The 14,554-nt window shown below is 57.4% G+C and carries 15 protein-coding genes; 6 read left to right on the top strand and 9 right to left on the bottom strand.

The genetic code is table 11. From position 1 onward, the window contains the following. The first annotated feature begins 5 nt into the window (after positions 1–5). Positions 6–977 (top strand): magnesium and cobalt transport protein CorA, encoded by a 972-nt coding sequence (locus AO726_RS14300; RefSeq protein ID WP_058068725.1) that lies wholly within the window; start codon positions 6–8, stop codon positions 975–977. A gap of 43 nt (positions 978–1,020) precedes the next feature. On the opposite strand, the gene AO726_RS14295 is transcribed toward AO726_RS14300, so the two are convergent. Beyond that, a complete protein-coding gene (locus AO726_RS14295) occupies positions 1,021–1,755 on the bottom strand; it encodes an amidotransferase (protein ID WP_058068850.1) in 735 nt (244 codons plus the stop codon). Positions 1,756–2,339: 584 nt separating this feature from the next. On the opposite strand from AO726_RS14295, the gene AO726_RS21235 reads away from it, so the two are divergent. The 3 genes from AO726_RS21235 (at position 2,340) to AO726_RS14285 (ending at position 3,861) form a co-directional block, all read left to right on the top strand. After that, positions 2,340–2,501, top strand: a complete 162-nt coding sequence (locus tag AO726_RS21235; protein ID WP_160320965.1) for a hypothetical protein — start codon at positions 2,340–2,342, stop codon at positions 2,499–2,501. An 18-nt stretch (positions 2,502–2,519) separates the two neighbouring features. Then, positions 2,520–2,732, top strand: a complete 213-nt coding sequence (ptrC, locus tag AO726_RS14290) for a type III secretion system co-regulatory protein PtrC (protein WP_058068724.1) — start codon at positions 2,520–2,522, stop codon at positions 2,730–2,732. A 238-nt stretch (positions 2,733–2,970) separates the two neighbouring features. After that, on the top strand, positions 2,971–3,861 hold the full coding sequence (locus AO726_RS14285) for a pirin family protein (protein WP_058068723.1): 891 nt from the start codon (positions 2,971–2,973) through the stop codon (positions 3,859–3,861). 86 nt (positions 3,862–3,947) lie between these two features. Here the strand turns inward: AO726_RS14285 and AO726_RS14280 are convergent, their stop codons facing one another. Both AO726_RS14280 and AO726_RS14275 read right to left on the bottom strand, forming a co-directional pair. After that, the gene (locus AO726_RS14280) at positions 3,948–6,092 is read right to left on the bottom strand and encodes a 3-hydroxyacyl-CoA dehydrogenase NAD-binding domain-containing protein (protein ID WP_058068722.1); all 2,145 of its coding nucleotides are present in this window, start codon (positions 6,090–6,092) and stop codon (positions 3,948–3,950) included. Positions 6,093–6,144: 52 nt separating this feature from the next. Further along, positions 6,145–7,350 carry an acetyl-CoA C-acetyltransferase gene (locus tag AO726_RS14275; protein ID WP_058068721.1) on the bottom strand — a complete coding sequence of 402 codons (1,206 nt, stop codon included), beginning with the start codon at positions 7,348–7,350 and terminating at the stop codon, positions 6,145–6,147. Positions 7,351–8,006: 656 nt separating this feature from the next. Here AO726_RS14275 and AO726_RS14270 point away from each other — a divergent pair. Then, positions 8,007–8,363 (top strand): rhodanese-like domain-containing protein, encoded by a 357-nt coding sequence (locus AO726_RS14270; RefSeq protein WP_058068720.1) that lies wholly within the window; start codon positions 8,007–8,009, stop codon positions 8,361–8,363. Next, positions 8,360–9,175: a cytochrome c gene (locus tag AO726_RS14265; protein WP_241492115.1), complete on the top strand. Its 816-nt coding sequence runs from the start codon at positions 8,360–8,362 to the stop codon at positions 9,173–9,175. Before AO726_RS14270 ends, AO726_RS14265 begins: the two co-directional genes overlap by 4 nt. Positions 9,176–9,253: 78 nt before the next feature. On the opposite strand, the gene AO726_RS14260 is transcribed toward AO726_RS14265, so the two are convergent. From AO726_RS14260 to AO726_RS14235, 6 genes are all read right to left on the bottom strand, one after another. Then, complete coding sequence (locus tag AO726_RS14260) at positions 9,254–9,853, bottom strand: cysteine hydrolase family protein (protein WP_058068719.1); 600 nt, start codon at positions 9,851–9,853, stop codon at positions 9,254–9,256. A 106-nt stretch (positions 9,854–9,959) separates the two neighbouring features. Further along, entirely contained in the window at positions 9,960–10,757 is a 798-nt protein-coding gene (locus AO726_RS14255; RefSeq protein WP_058068718.1) for a transglutaminase family protein, read from the bottom strand. Further along, on the bottom strand, positions 10,754–11,704 hold the full coding sequence (locus tag AO726_RS14250) for an alpha-E domain-containing protein (protein WP_058068848.1): 951 nt from the start codon (positions 11,702–11,704) through the stop codon (positions 10,754–10,756). The genes AO726_RS14255 and AO726_RS14250 overlap by 4 nt, the downstream gene beginning before the upstream one ends. Positions 11,705–11,802: 98 nt before the next feature. Next, positions 11,803–13,212, bottom strand: coding sequence for a circularly permuted type 2 ATP-grasp protein (locus AO726_RS14245; RefSeq protein ID WP_058068717.1), 1,410 nt, complete (start codon positions 13,210–13,212; stop codon positions 11,803–11,805). Positions 13,213–13,377: 165 nt separating this feature from the next. After that, positions 13,378–14,088, bottom strand: coding sequence for a type 1 glutamine amidotransferase (locus AO726_RS14240; RefSeq protein WP_058068716.1), 711 nt, complete (start codon positions 14,086–14,088; stop codon positions 13,378–13,380). A gap of 96 nt (positions 14,089–14,184) precedes the next feature. Beyond that, complete coding sequence (locus tag AO726_RS14235; protein WP_058068715.1) at positions 14,185–14,517, bottom strand: ribonuclease E inhibitor RraB; 333 nt, start codon at positions 14,515–14,517, stop codon at positions 14,185–14,187. Between the last annotated feature and the right edge of the window lie 37 nt (positions 14,518–14,554).

Below are 14,554 nucleotides of genomic sequence, written 5' to 3'. Positions count from 1 at the left end.
CGTCAATGGGGCAAGTCATCGCCGCAGCCGCTTATTGCAAGGGCCGCAAAATCAGCAACATCAGCCTTGAAGAAGGCCGAGCCTGGGCAGCTAAGCCAGGCCACTTTGTCTGGATCGGGCTGCACGAGCCGCAGCAGGAAGAACTGATCACTCTGCAAAAACAGTTCGACCTGCACGAGCTGGCAATCGAGGACGCCCTGCAACGGCATACCCGCCCCAAGCTGGAAACCTTTGGCGACGCGCTGTTCATGGTGCTCTACACGCCCATGATGACTGATGGCGAGCTGGTGTTCATCGAGACCCAGCTGTTTGCCGGAAGCGGTTATGTCATCAGTGCCCGCTATGGCAACTCGGCCTCCTATGCTCAGGTACGCCAGCACTGTGAGGCACGTCCACTATTGTTGGAGCACGGTGAGGATTTTGTGATCTATGCCCTGCTAAGCTTTGTCATCGAGAACTACCGGCCACTGCTCGATAGCTTCCACAGCGAGCTGGAGGAAATTGAACAGCACGTGCTCAAGCATCCGCTGAGCCAATCCGATGTGGAGCGCATTCAGGCCTTGCGCCGTAACCTGCTACGCCTGCGCCGCTATATCGGCCCGCTAGCGGAAATCTGCCAGGAACTGCAGCGCCTCGAGTTTCCGTTTATCGACAAGAACATGCGGCCCTACTTCCGGGACGTGAGCATTCACGTTAAACGCCTGCTGGAAGATCTGACTGGCCTGCGTGAAATGGCCGATCACGCCATCGAAATCGGCCTGTTATTGGAGTCATCCCGGCAAAGCGTCACCCAGCGCAAGTTTGCCGCCTGGGCAGCGATACTGGCCTTTCCCACTGCGGTTGCCGGAATTTACGGAATGAATTTCCAGAACATGCCTGAGCTCACTTGGCACTATGGCTACTTTGCAGTGCTGGGGGTGATCAGCGGCGGCTGTTTAACGCTGTATGGCTGCTTCAAGCACTACGGCTGGGTGTAGATGCAAGAAGGCCGCTGAATCAGCGGCCTTTCATTGCGGATGTCTAGCTTGCCTGCTCAAGCTCTGAGCGACCTTGCGCAACAAAACGCATCATCCACTCAGCTACGGTCTGGCCTTGGTGAGCCTGCGTCAGACTGTTCATTGCTTGGGTATACACCAGCTCACCGATGTGCTCCTGACGCGCATTGAGCAGCGCTTTGGAGTAGTCATGGACGAACTCAGGGTGGCCCTGGAAGCACAGCACCTGATCACCGATGCAGTAGGAAGCAATCGGACAGAACTCGCTACTAGCCAGCAAGGTGGCGTTCTCCGGAAGCTTGGTAACTTGATCCTGATGACTGATCAACAGCGTCAGGTCCTCCAGATCAGGACTCATCCACTGGGCTTTGTTGGGTAGGTCGTAACGATGAATACCCACGCCCCACCCCTGCACCGCCCGCTCGGTATGTCCACCCAAAGCCAGCGCCAGCAGTTGATGACCAAAACAGACGCCCAGCAGTTTATCGCCACGCTTGAAGCGATCCTGTAGGTAGGTTTTCAGGGTTTGAATCCACTCGTCCGGACCGAACGAGTCAGCCTTGCTGCCCGTCACCAGATAGGCGTCGTAACGCTCCGATTCGGGAGGGTAGTGTCCTTGAAGGACGTTATACACCTTGAATTCAGCCGGGATTGGCTGTTGTGCAAACAAGCGCTCAAACATTCGGCCATAACTGTCGAACTGATCAATCAGTTCCGGACGCAGGACATCAGTTTCAAGAATGCAAATCTGCAGCGGCATGGAAGCGTTCACCTGACGGGCAAAGGGGCAAATTTTAAGCGCGCAAGGGTGCCCCCAACGGCGCTGCAAGGCAATAGCCTTGGGGCCTTTAAATCGACCTTTTGTCACCATTACCAGCGTTGATACGCAACATAACTGCCATTCACTTCTTCATCCGGCTCCGGAGGGGGATTATCAGCCCCACAGGGCACGTCGCCCATGAAACAAGGAGGACTGTAAAAATGGTTAATTACTCAGCTATTGCCAGCCTGATTGCAGCATCAGTTTTCTCTGGAAACATCAATTACCAACCATCCCCCCAGCCTACCAATGCTCAACCTCAGCAAGTCGCTGACCTCAAAGCCGGCTCTCAGTCCCAGCAGAAAGACAGCAATAAAACCGCCTGAAATAGAACCGCACCAGCACCACGCCACATCTTGTCCTTGCATACGATCTTCTCAGTGAAAGGTGGACTACCAACAACAGGTCAGTAGCCCACCTTTCATTGATTCAGCCTTCCCCTCTGTTAGGCACTCTCAGTGCCGAGCTTAGGCAGATTATTGACTCATCGGGCCAGTCGCCCTGGTTAGCAAAGGAATCAGACCATGCTTAATTTCTCTTTCATCGCCAGTCTTGCCACTGCATCCAGCTACACCCTCCATCATCACGATGGCAACTTCGCGCAGCCAAAATCGACTCACTCAGCTCAGCCCTCACTCAGCGTGCAGAACACACCGCTGAAGAATCCGCAGCCAAGCGACAAATAATCGCTAAGGAGTATCGCCGTGAGCATTAAGTCATTGCTGTGGCTGCCGAACGTCTACCGCGTCAGCCACGCGACCATTGACCAGAGTGGCCTGCATGTTGAGACAGAAGCAGCCATTCACCTTAATGACGGCAGCGTCACCACACTGTCGATTCCGGCCGATGCCAGCGAGCACAGCGCTATTGAGCAGTTTGTTAAGCGCTGCCCGCTACAGCAGACGTGTACGGCGTAGCAGATCGTTTTAGCTCTGAGAGGGAACAGTGCTGGCGGTGCAACGTCAGCTCTCCCACCAGACGCCCGGAAAGCGCTGCTCTTAATGTGCCAAAAGCTGCTTTCCAGAGCCTCTGCCGGCCATCTTGTTGCGCTTAGTCAATGCCCGGCAGGACGTATGCTTTTGATGACAGCATTCGCACTACTCAGTGCAGCAGAACACTGCCCACTCCCCCTATTCAATCGCAGGACGCACTTTGATGAACACCAGCAACCGTGCCTTATCCGCAAGGCCTGTCATTCATGTCACGGAAGGTCACAGCCATGGGCCGATCACTCGCTTGATGAGCCCATCCGACTTGGGACAAATTCTCAAGCCCTTTGTGTTTCTTGATCTGTTCAAGGCGCATGGTGCAAATATTCAGGCACTGGGTTCTATGCCGCTGCATCCGCACTCGGGTCTTGCCACTGTCACCGTCCTGCCGGAGGGCAGCATGCGCTTTGACGTTCCGGAGTCTGGTGCCGGGACCATCAGTTATGGCGGCGTTGAGTGGATGAAAGCCGCTGCCGGGGTTTGGCATGGCAAAGAGATGATCGTGGAGAACGTCCCGCGTCTGACCGGCTTCCAGCTGTGGCTGGCGCTTCCCCCAGAGCTGGAAAACGGCCAGCCTGAAAGTCAGTACTTCGAAGCCAAGTCCATTCCTGAAAACGGCCCGGCCCGCGTCATCATCGGGGAGTACCAAGGTAGCCGCAGTCCGGTAAATGCTCCGGCAGGCATTAATTACCTGCTGGTTACCTTAAAGGCCGGGGAACACTGGATTTATCAGCCACCAAGCGGTCACAGCCTTGCCTGGCTGGCTATCGCCAAAGGGCAGTTGGGGGCAGGCATTGCGCTGCATGCCGGTGAAATGGCCACATTTGCGGCCGGCAGCGCCGCCATTGACCTGGAAAATCCTTCTGATGAAGACGCCGTGTTTGTACTCGGCTCGGCCGTGCCTCACCCACACCCGCTGCACTTAGGCAGCTACTCCGTGCATTCATCTGCAGCGGCACTGGAGAAAGGCGAACAACGCATTGCTGAACTGGCCCGCACCCTCAGACAGGCCGGTGACCGCCGCACTGCCTCCGGTACCATTCCGGTGTGGCGTTAATCTGCTTTAGGCGATTCATCCGGTAACAAAAACCGGCCCGATTAACTAGGGCCGGTTTTTCGTCTGAACACCTTACTCAGCCAACCTTAGAAATGCTCGCCTTTGGCCGCCTTCTCCAGTAACAAAGCTGGTGGTAGGAAGCGATCGCCATATTGTTCAGCCAGATATTGGGCGCGGGCCACGAAGTCCTTAATGCCGTACTGGTTGATGAACTGCAGCGCACCGCCGGTCCAGGCGGCAAAGCCAATGCCGAAGATGGAGCCGATATTGGCGTCAGCAACCGACTTGAGCACGTCCTCTTCCACGCAGCGCACGGTTTCGATGGCTTGGATAAACAGGATGCGGTCGCGGACGTCCTCCTGCGAAATCTGCGCGTCGGCCTTCTCGAAACGCGCTTTCAGCTCAGGCCAGAGGAATTTCTTACCGCCAGCCGGATACTCGTAGAAGCCCCTACCAGCGGCTTTGCCCGGACGCTTGTATTCGTTGAGCATCAGGTCGATCACCGCATAAGCCGGATGATCCGGGATCTGCTTACCTTCGGCAGCCAGGTCTTTGATGGTCTGCTTGCGAATGTGATCCATCAGGCTCATGGACACTTCGTCACTGATCGCCAGAGGGCCAACCGGCATGCCGGCTTTGCGCGCCTCGTTCTCGATCATTGCAGCAGACACGCCCTCCCCCAGCATGGCCAGACCTTCGTTGGTGAAGGTGCCGAACACGCGGGAGGTGAAGAAACCACGGCTGTCGTTGACCACAATCGGCGTTTTCTTAATCTGCATCACGTAGTCAAAACCACGAGCCAGGGTTTCATCGCTGGTGTTGGCGCCTTTGATGATTTCCACTAGCGGCATTTTGTCGACCGGGCTGAAGAAGTGCAGACCGATGAATTTGTCCTGCTTCTGCACCGCATTGGCCAGGCCTGTGATAGGCAGCGTTGAGGTGTTGGAGGCGATTACCGCATCACTCAGGGCCGCAGATTCTGCTGCTGCGGTGACCTTAGCTTTCAGTTCACGGTCTTCAAACACCGCTTCGATGATCAAATCGCAACCTTCGAAGTCAGCTTCTTTATCGGTGGTTTTGATCCGCGCCAGCACCGCATCGCGCTTCTCAGCGGTCATATGGCCACGGCTGACTTTCTTATCCAGCAGCTTGGCGGAATAGCTCTTTCCCTTCTCTGCCGCTTCCACTGAAACGTCTTTGAGCACGACGTCGATCCCGGCAGCCGCAGAGACGTAGGCGATACCTGCGCCCATCATGCCCGCGCCGAGCACGCCGACCTTCTTGGTCACGTACGGCGCAAAGCCTTGCGGACGGGAGCCACCGGCGTTGATTTCGTTGAGCTGGAACCAGAAGGTGCCAATCATGTTTTTGGCCACTTGACCGGTGGTCAGCTCAGTGAAGTAACGGGCTTCGATGATCTGTGCGGTGTCGAAGTCCACCTGCGCGCCTTCCACAGCAGCGCACATGATCTTCTCCGGCGCAGGGAAGCAGCCTTTGGTTTTGTCGCGCAGCACGCTCGGGGCAATGGCCAGCATCTGTGCCACGCTTGGGGTGGACGGTGTGCCGCCGGGGATTTTGTAGCCTTTAACATCCCATGGCTGCACCGCTGTCGGGTTGGCTGCGATCCAAGCGCGTGCCTTGGCTAGCATGTCGTCTACATCAGTGGCCAATTCATGGATCAGCCCTGCTTTCAGCGCTGCATCCGGGCGCACCTTTTTACCTTCTGCCAGATACGGTAGTGATTTTTCCAGCCCCAGCAGGCGCACCATGCGCACCACCCCGCCACCGCCCGGCAACAGGCCGAGAGTGACTTCCGGCAGGCCCAGTTGCACGCTTGGGTTATCCAGCGCGATCCGGTGATGACAGGCCAATGCGATTTCCCAACCGCCGCCCAGAGCAGCGCCGTTGATCGCTGCCACAACCGGTTTGCCGAGGGTTTCCAGACGGCGCAGCTGGCCTTTGATGCGCAGGATCATCTCGTAGAAGTCTTTGGCATCGGCCTTGGTGACTTTGATCAACTCCCCCAAATCGCCACCGGCAAAGAAGGTCTTTTTTGCAGAGGTCAAAATCACCCCGGCGATGCTGTCTTTTTCCGCCTCAAGGCGATCCACCACTGCGCCCATCGCCTCGCGATACACGGCGTTCATGGTGTTGGCGCTCTGGCCGGGCATATCCATGGTCAGGACGACGATATTGTCCTGACCTTTTTCATAACGAATGGCGTCAGTCATTGTTAGAGTTCTCTTGCCAAATGTGCTTAAGCACCGGGCTATCCCGTTGCGCTCAGATACGTTCGATGATGGTGGCGATACCCATGCCGCCGCCCACACACAGGGTGGCCAGGCCGTAGCGCAACTGACGCGCCTCAAGCTCGTCCAGCAGCGTGCCGAGGATGGCGCAACCGGTTGCGCCCAGCGGGTGGCCCATCGCGATGGAGCCGCCGTTGACGTTGACTTTGTCTTCGCTGACGCCCATGTCCTTCATAAACTTCATGACGACCGAAGCGAAGGCTTCGTTGACCTCGAACAGGTCGATGTCTTCAACGCTCAGGCCGGCTTTGGCCAGTGCCTTGCGCGTAGCCGGAGCCGGGCCGGTAAGCATGATGGTTGGGTCGGTACTGGTGACAGCGGTGGCGACGATACGCGCGCGCGGTTTAAGTCCCAGCTCTTTGCCCTTGGCCTCAGAGCCGATCAGCATCAGCGCCGAGCCGTCAACGATGCCCGAACTGTTGCCCGGCGTATGCACGTGGTTGATCTGCTCTACGTGGCTGTAGACCTGCAAGGCGGTGCTATCAAAGCCCATCTGCCCCATCATCTCGAAGCTCGGTTTGAGCTTGCCGAGGCCTTCTAGGGTGGAGTCGCCACGGATAAATTCGTCGTGATCCAACAGCACGATGCCGTTTTGATCGGTAACCGAAACCAGCGACTTTTTAAAACTGCCGTCTTTGCTGGCGCGCGCCGCCTTCTGCTGGGAGCGCAAAGCGAAGTTGTCGACATCTTCGCGGCTGAAACCTTCCAGCGTAGCGATCAGGTCGGCACCGATGCCTTGCGGCGTGAAATGGGTGTGCATGTTGGTGGCCGGGTCCATCACCCAGGCGCCGCCATCGGAGCCCATCGGTACGCGGGACATGGACTCCACGCCGCCGACTACAACCAGATCCTCAAAGCCGGAGCGCACCTTCATTGCGCCGATGTTCACCGCTTCAAGGCCCGAGGCGCAGAAGCGGTTGAGCTGTACACCCGAGACACTCACATCCCAATCCGCGACCATGGCAGCGGTTTTAGCGATATCTGCGCCCTGATCACCAATAGGCGTAACGCAGCCGAGCACCACATCATCAACCTGGCTGGTGTCGAGGTTGTTGCGCGTTTGCAGGGCCTTTAGCAAGCCAGCGACCAAGTCAACTGGCTTGACGCTGTGCAGCGATCCGTCCTTCTTGCCCTTGCCGCGGGGCGTGCGCACCGCATCGAAAATAAATGCTTCGGTCATGGCGTCCTCAGACTTGCAGTGGTTAGGCGCAGCGCTATACGCGCCTGTTCTTGTTAGGTTGGCTTACCTTACGCCGCCGCTCTCAAGGCTCAATGACCGAAGCGCTCAGGGCAATTGACACCTGCGCTCAGACAAACGGTCGCAATCCGAAAGCTGCAGCGAAACCGCTCTGCCGCCTGAGGCGAAGCCCGATTTGGCGTCATTTGTCATAACTGAAAATGACGCAGCGGTCACCTTTTAGGAAGTAATGCATCTATGGTCACGCAGCCTGAATTCTAGAGTTCAAAAAGGTGACTCTTTCAGCCGTGGAGCCATCTATAACCACGCTGCCGCCGGGTTTTGCCGGGGCGCTTACTTGATCAATCCGAGGCCAGGTCTATACAGCGCTGAATAAACAGCGCGTGACTGCGCCGTAAAAAACAACAGGCCAATCGCCATGCATAACTCAATCAAAATTCGCCAGGCCGGCATGATTGTCTTTGCCACCGCCGTTGTTCTGATCCTGCCCAATCTGACCCAACTCGTTAGCTGATGTTGGCGCGGCTGCCTTGTCTGCCGATGCGCAAACAGGCAAGCCGCGTATCCATTACTGCGAAACGCGCAGCCAGGCGTAAGCCATGCTAGGGTAGTCTCCGTCCTGCTACGGAGTTTCTGCCATGCGTTCATTAGCTGCAGCTGCACTGCTCTTCAGCACCACACTATTTGCCGGCGAAGCGGAAATCACCGCCGCTGTGGATGCCCTGCAATCCCCTGAAACCGTACTGATTGATGTTCGAACTGAGGCCGAATTCGCTGAAGGAGCATTGGACGGCGCGGAAAACATCAGCTACGAACACATCGCCGAGCAAATCACTACGCTGGCCCCGGATAAAGACACCACAATCGTCCTCTATTGCCGTAGCGGCCGCCGCTCAGGCATCGCCCTCGACAGCTTACGGGCGCTGGGTTACACCCACGTGATTAACGCAGGCGGTTATAAAGAACTGAAAGACGCGTTGGAATTACAGGATTGAGAAAACATCTGGCCCTAGTGCTGCTGACGCTTGCTGTCAGCAGCCCACTGTATGCCGCGGTACTGCGCCTTGAGCTCGGTTCCGCCAGTAAAGCACTCAGCACCGAAGCGCTGCTCGAACACCCTCAAACTCAGTTGATCGAGATAGCCGACGACGTCACCTATAAACGCACCATGCGCTACCGTGCGGTGCCGATCGCGGCATTACTTGATGGGGTTAACGCCGGTGATCACCTGCAAGTACAGGCAACCGATGGATTCGCCGCAGAAATACCGGCAGCTCCTTTACTTAGTGCCACCGGCAGCAAAGCTTGGCTGGCCATTGAAGACCCCGCGCAACCCTGGCCCCGCATCAGTCAACACAAACCCAGCGCAGGCCCCTTCTATCTGGTATGGCAAAACCCGGCCGCCAGCCAAATTGGCCCTGAGCAATGGCCATTTCAGGTAGCCGCTATCCGCCAGTTGGCCCCCGTCGATGAGCGTTTCCCCAAGCTTCTGCCCGCCCCGCAGGCCGATGTCGCCGTAAACAATGGCTTTATCCAGTTTCAGAAGAACTGCTTGGCTTGCCACACGCTTAATGGTGAGGGCGATGCGCAGTTTGGCCCTGACCTGAATGTGCCGTATAACCCGACGGAGTATTTCAGTGGCAACTTTCTGTACCAGTACATCCGCGACCCGCAAAGCCTGCGGCAATGGCCTCAAGGGCGAATGCCAAGCTTTTCCGCTGAAGTATTGAGTGATCAGGCCCTTGGCGACCTGATCAGTTATCTCAGACATATGGCTGGCAGAAAGCAGCTCGGCGCGCCGGATTGATTAGGCTGAAACGGTACTCACCGCAACACTCTTTAAAACAGCGCCTTTGCTGCACTAGCTGAGGCCGATCCGAAGCACTCAGTCAGGAATATCAGCCTGACGCGGAACCACCACTGCAAACAGATCGCCCAACATGGCCAGCGCGCTGCGCTGTACGTCTGCGGCACTCACAGCTGCGCCATCAATAGCAGGCAGTGCCCGAGTTGCGGTGGTGTCGGCAGCTACCAAAACGGAATAGCCCAAGCTAAAGGCTCCGCGCGCGGTTGAGTTGATGCACATATGGGTCATAAACCCGCTGATGATCAGGTTCTTAACTCCGATCTTTTGGAGTTGCTCATGCAAGTCGGTCTGCACAAAGGAGCTTGGGTAGTGTTTGACGATTACCGGCTCACCGCTAATCGGCGCAACTTTATCGGCAATCGCACCAATCTCAGCGCTGATGTCATATGGTGAACCCTCGCCCGCATCGTGCTGAATATGAATGACCGGAATGCCAGCCTGACGCGCACGCTCCAGCAGCAGCTTGCATTGATCGAGCGCGGCTTCCACGCCTTCAAGCGCCATAACGCCAGTGCGATAGGTATTCTGCGCATCCACAATGATCAGCGCCGACTCGCTCAAAGCAGCCGGAGCCGCAGGTAATCCAGACAGTTGGCGCAACGTGGTTAAAGCACTCATGGGGTGACCTCGTATTCAATGAACGACAGTCACCCCATATTCCCCGATGCGTCAGCTATCACCATCGTTCGTTGGTAGTAATTGCAACCGTCCATCGGACCAGTCGTTACTGCTGATGCGCCTGCATTAGCGATGCAACCTCAACCTTGGCGTGCATCTGCTCAGCCCCGCCGCCACGGCGCATACCGCGCACCGGGCAGGCATCGAGATAATCCAGACCGACTGCCAGTTTCAGGTGTCGCTCCGGTCGGGCCAGGCTGTTCGTCACGTCAAAGCTGTACCAACCGTCATCCAACCAGGCTTCCGCCCAAGCGTGGCTGGCCAGATGTTCCTCACTTTCAGTGAACAGGTAGCCGGACACATAACGCGCAGGAACTCCCAAGCTGCGGGCACAAGCCAGAAACGTATGGGCGTGGTCCTGACACACCCCCTTACGCCCGGCAAATGATTCCGCCGCGCTGGTATCCACCGCTGTAGCGCCCGGCTGATAGGCAATGTGCTCGTTCAGCGCGTGCATCAGGTCGATCATCCCAGTGCGGTCGCGCCGCCCTCCGCTATTGATGATGGCAAATTCACGCAGCGCTTCATCAGCCGTGGTCAACCGGGTTGAGCGCAGGAACGGCAAGGGTGATCCGGCTTCATGTTCGGCTTCACGCAGATCATCAATATCCACCTCGCCCTTGGCGCGGATGACAATAGACTCATGCGGCTCATCCAGCGTCAGCACGTGCAGAATGTTGCCGTAAGGATCGAGCTGCGGACGCGCCGGGCGCGGCAACTCCAGCGTCCAGCTCAATACCTGCTGGCGCTCACTTTTGTGGGGCGTCATACGCAGATACTGAATGCTGGTGCGTACCTGATCTTCATAGTGATAGGTGGTGTCGTGGCTGATTGAGAGTCTCATGCGACCTCCAGATAGGAGCTGTGGATGGCTTGAGCCAGCAGGCGAATCTGCTGGATAAATCCGGTGAGCCAGGTGTGCAGACCTTCATCCAGCACTTCATCAATGCTGGTATAGCTCAGGCGTGCCACCAGCTCCGCCGCTAAACGCTGGGCCGGGCGGCCGTTCTCACCGGGAATACTGGCGAGGATCTGGCTCAGTTCATCCATGCATGAGCGCAGCGAACGGGGCAGTTCCGGGCGCAGCAACAACAGCTCGGACACCTTGCGGGTGCCGGGCGAGCCGAGATAAATCTCGGCAAATGCCTCGAAAGATGACAGCGCCCGCAACAGCGCCGTCCATTGGTAGTAACTGCGAGCTGGGCGGCCATCGATTTCGTCGATGTCCTCACCAAGCATTTCATAACGGGCATCGAGCAGGCGCAGGGTGTTGTCCGCGCGCTCAATAAAGGTTCCCAGGCGAATAAAACGGTATGGATCACCACGCATGATGGTGCCGAAGGTCGCGCCTCTGAACAGGTGCGAACGCTCTTTCACCCACTCGCAGAAGCGGCTGATGCCATAGCTGCCCAGGCCCTGATCGGCCATACCGCGCACTTCCAGCCAGCTGGCGTTGATGTTCTCCCACATATCGGCCGTAATCCGCCCGCGCACCGCATGGGCGTTTGTCCGTGCTGCTTGCAGGCAGCAGTAGATGCTGGCCGGATTGCTCGCATCCAGGGCGAAAAAGTGCAGCATGCGCTCAGCATGCAGCTCACCGTAACGCACCTGATAGTCTTCCAGCGTGCCCGTGATCACCAGGGGCATGGTCAGTTCTTCCAAACCATTGCCGCGGTCGTCATGGGGCATCAGTGATAACAAGTAGCTCACATCCAGCATGCGTGCGAGGTTTTCCGCGCGCTCCAGATAGCGTGACATCCAGTACAAATCAGAGGCCGTGCGACTCAGCATAGTCAGGGTGTCCTCTTGGTCATAGGCTGCAACCATGCAGCCTGCCAGTGTTTTGATGGTCGTTTTAAACCGTTCGAAGCATTCGTTGCGGGTGGTACTTAATCCTCAACCACCCACGTGTCCTTGGTACCGCCACCCTGGGATGAGTTGACCACCAGCGAACCTTCACGCAGCGCCACACGGGTCAGGCCACCGGGCACCACCCGGGTTTCCTTGCCGGACAGAACAAACGGACGCAGGTCGATATGCCGGGGGGCCACGCCGCTCTCAACAAAGGTCGGGCAAGTCGACAGGCACAAAGTCGGCTGGGCGATGTAACCGTCCGGCTTGGCGATCAGGCGCTGGCGGAAGGCTTCGATCTCCGCCTTAGTTGCCGCTGGGCCAACCAGCATGCCGTAGCCGCCGGAGCCTTGGGTTTCCTTGACCACCAGTTCCCCCAGATTGGCCAGCACATGGGATAGCTCCGACGGATTGCGGCACTGCCAGGTCGGCACGTTTTTCAGGATCGGTTCTTCATCCAGATAGAAGCGGATCATCTCGCCGACATAGGGATAGATGGATTTGTCATCCGCTACGCCTGTACCAATCGCGTTGGCCAGCACCACATTGCCGCTGCGATACGTCGAGAGCAGGCCCGGTACGCCCAGCACGGCTTCAGGATTGAATGCCAGCGGATCAAGGAAGGCATCGTCCAGACGGCGGTACACCACATCCACCTGCTTAGCCCCTGCGGTGGTGCGCATAAAGAGTTTTTCATCACGGACAAACAGGTCCGCCCCCTCCACCAGCTCAACCCCCATTTCCCGCGCCAGGAAGGCATGTTCGAAGTAAGCGCTGTTGAAACGGCCAGGTGTCAGCACTACCACGTTGGGGTTGTCCATCAGGCTGGAGGATTTCAGGGTGTCGAGCAGCAGACTCGGGTAGTGATCAATCGGCGCAATGCGCTGCGCCGCGAACAGCTCCGGGAACAGACGCATCATCATCTTGCGGTCTTCCAGCATGTAGCTGACACCGCTGGGCGTGCGCAGGTTGTCTTCCAGCACGTAGTAGCTGCCGTCGCCATCGCGCACCAGATCAACCCCAGCTACGTGGGCATAGAGGTTATGCGGCAGCGTCAGGCCCTGCATCGCAATCTGATAACAATCGTTGGCCAGCACCTGCTCCGCCGGAATGATCCCGGCCTTGATGATGCGTTGCTCGTGATAAAGGTCTGCGAGGAACATATTCAGCGCCTGCACACGCTGGATGCAGCCGCGCTCAATGGTCCGCCATTCGCTAGCTGGAATGGCTCTGGGGATGATGTCGAATGGGATCAGGCGCTCGGTGTCCTGATCATCGCCATACAGGGTGAAGGTAATCCCCGCGCGGTGGAAAAGCAGATCGGCCTCACGGCGGCGCTGTGCCAGCAGCTCCTCCGGAGTGCCTGCCAACCAGCGGGCGAATGCCTGGTAATGCGGGCGGACAGCGCCACTCGCGTCGTACATCTCATCATAGAAGGTGCGGGCCATGCCGAACTCCTTGTCATCCAGACATGGCATAGTCGTAGCAAAGCCCGCGCCAGCACGGCATTTACTTCCAATTCAACAAGTTACAAACATAAAGAATGAATGTCGCACCAAGATCGTGCACGCTCCCCTTAGCTTTTTCAGCGAACGCGCCATTTTACAGCGAGCTCAATTGAGCCCGGCCAACCCCAGCCAGCGTCGGTAAAAGCCCGCTGCCACCTGGTTCAGCTCTGCCACGCGTCTTGGCAACTGTTCCAACATAACTTCCTGGCTTTGCTGGCTTGGCTGGGTCTCATCAAGCAAGTGATACCAATCTGTCAGCCATTCGCGCACCAGCGCTTCAGTCATTTCCGGGTGGCCTTGCAAGGCCAACACTTTATCGCCCCAGCTAAACCCCTGATTGGCGCACCACGGGCTGCTCAGCAAGGGCTGCGCCCCCTCAGGCACGGCAAAGGTGTCGCCGTGCCACTGGAAGATCGCAAACTGATCAGGTACATGCTCCAACCATGGGCTTGGTTGCACCTGATCGCAGCGAGTCATGATCTGCCAGCCACTCTCGGTGTAACCCATGGGCGCAATCGGTGCCCCCAGCGCTTTGGCCAGTAGCTGGCCACCCAGGCAGTGGCCAATCATGGGCACCTCACGCTTGAGCAGATGAGCAATCGCGGCCAGTTCAGTATCCAACCAGGGCAACGGATCATTCACGCTCATCGGCCCGCCCATAATGGCTACGGCTTTGGGCCGGTCCAGGTCGATGCCGTTGAGTTCGCCGTGATCGGCACGCAGCACCTGATAAGCACAACCCGCCGCATCCAGCACGTCAGCCAGGTAAGCTGGTGGACAGTATTCACTGTGGGTCAAAATCAGAATATCGGTCATCGTTCGCCTCCACCGCGCAGCATGCCCTAAGGCGCCTTTGCGGTCGAGGCAGTGCAACACCGCGCCACCCGTTGCAGGCGGCACGGTCAATATGGCTTAAGGTCTGGCCTCCTGCGTAACTCCCCAGCCATCCAGTTCCCCACCCAGCGGAATCACCACTGACTCAAGATCCTGCTCAAAATCACCAATGCCATTACGCGTTGCTGACATCACCTTGCACACCTGTAGGCTCCAGACACCGTCCTCACGTTCCGAAACCTGGGCGTGCAGGGATTCTCCGCGAAACTTTCGGGTGGCCTCGCGGGCTCGTTGTTCATCTGGAAATACGGCGTAAAACTCGATGGGATAAAAGCGGGAAAAATCAAAGCCGCCCTCTTTCATGCGGCGGAACAGGTTGTCGCGGTTCTCCTCATGCAATGCCCTGCCCATAATCTGATCTCCTTCTGCGACGATAAATGATTACCTC

This window comes from Pseudomonas sp. TTU2014-080ASC, from assembly GCF_001446935.1.
Lineage (GTDB): Bacteria > Pseudomonadota > Gammaproteobacteria > Pseudomonadales > Pseudomonadaceae > Aquipseudomonas.
This window is presented reverse-complemented; position numbering and strand designations above follow the sequence as displayed.

Bases quoted from the DNA above. Each gene is read 5' to 3' on its own strand.
- AO726_RS14245 (WP_058068717.1), bottom strand. From the start codon at position 13,212: ATGGCCCGCACCTTCTATGATGAGATGTACGACGCGAGTGGCGCTGTC.
- AO726_RS14270 (WP_058068720.1), top strand. From the start codon at position 8,007: ATGCGTTCATTAGCTGCAGCTGCACTGCTCTTCAGCACCACACTATTT.
- AO726_RS21235 (WP_160320965.1), top strand. From the start codon at position 2,340: ATGCTTAATTTCTCTTTCATCGCCAGTCTTGCCACTGCATCCAGCTAC.
- AO726_RS14275 (WP_058068721.1), bottom strand. From the start codon at position 7,350: ATGACCGAAGCATTTATTTTCGATGCGGTGCGCACGCCCCGCGGCAAG.
- AO726_RS14295 (WP_058068850.1), bottom strand. From the start codon at position 1,755: ATGCCGCTGCAGATTTGCATTCTTGAAACTGATGTCCTGCGTCCGGAA.
- AO726_RS14255 (WP_058068718.1), bottom strand. From the start codon at position 10,757: ATGAGACTCTCAATCAGCCACGACACCACCTATCACTATGAAGATCAG.
- AO726_RS14235 (WP_058068715.1), bottom strand. From the start codon at position 14,517: ATGGGCAGGGCATTGCATGAGGAGAACCGCGACAACCTGTTCCGCCGC.
- AO726_RS14250 (WP_058068848.1), bottom strand. From the start codon at position 11,704: ATGCTGAGTCGCACGGCCTCTGATTTGTACTGGATGTCACGCTATCTG.
- AO726_RS14300 (WP_058068725.1), top strand. From the start codon at position 6: ATGGGGCAAGTCATCGCCGCAGCCGCTTATTGCAAGGGCCGCAAAATC.
- AO726_RS14280 (WP_058068722.1), bottom strand. From the start codon at position 6,092: ATGACTGACGCCATTCGTTATGAAAAAGGTCAGGACAATATCGTCGTC.
- AO726_RS14285 (WP_058068723.1), top strand. From the start codon at position 2,971: ATGAACACCAGCAACCGTGCCTTATCCGCAAGGCCTGTCATTCATGTC.
- AO726_RS14240 (WP_058068716.1), bottom strand. From the start codon at position 14,088: ATGACCGATATTCTGATTTTGACCCACAGTGAATACTGTCCACCAGCT.
- AO726_RS14260 (WP_058068719.1), bottom strand. From the start codon at position 9,853: ATGAGTGCTTTAACCACGTTGCGCCAACTGTCTGGATTACCTGCGGCT.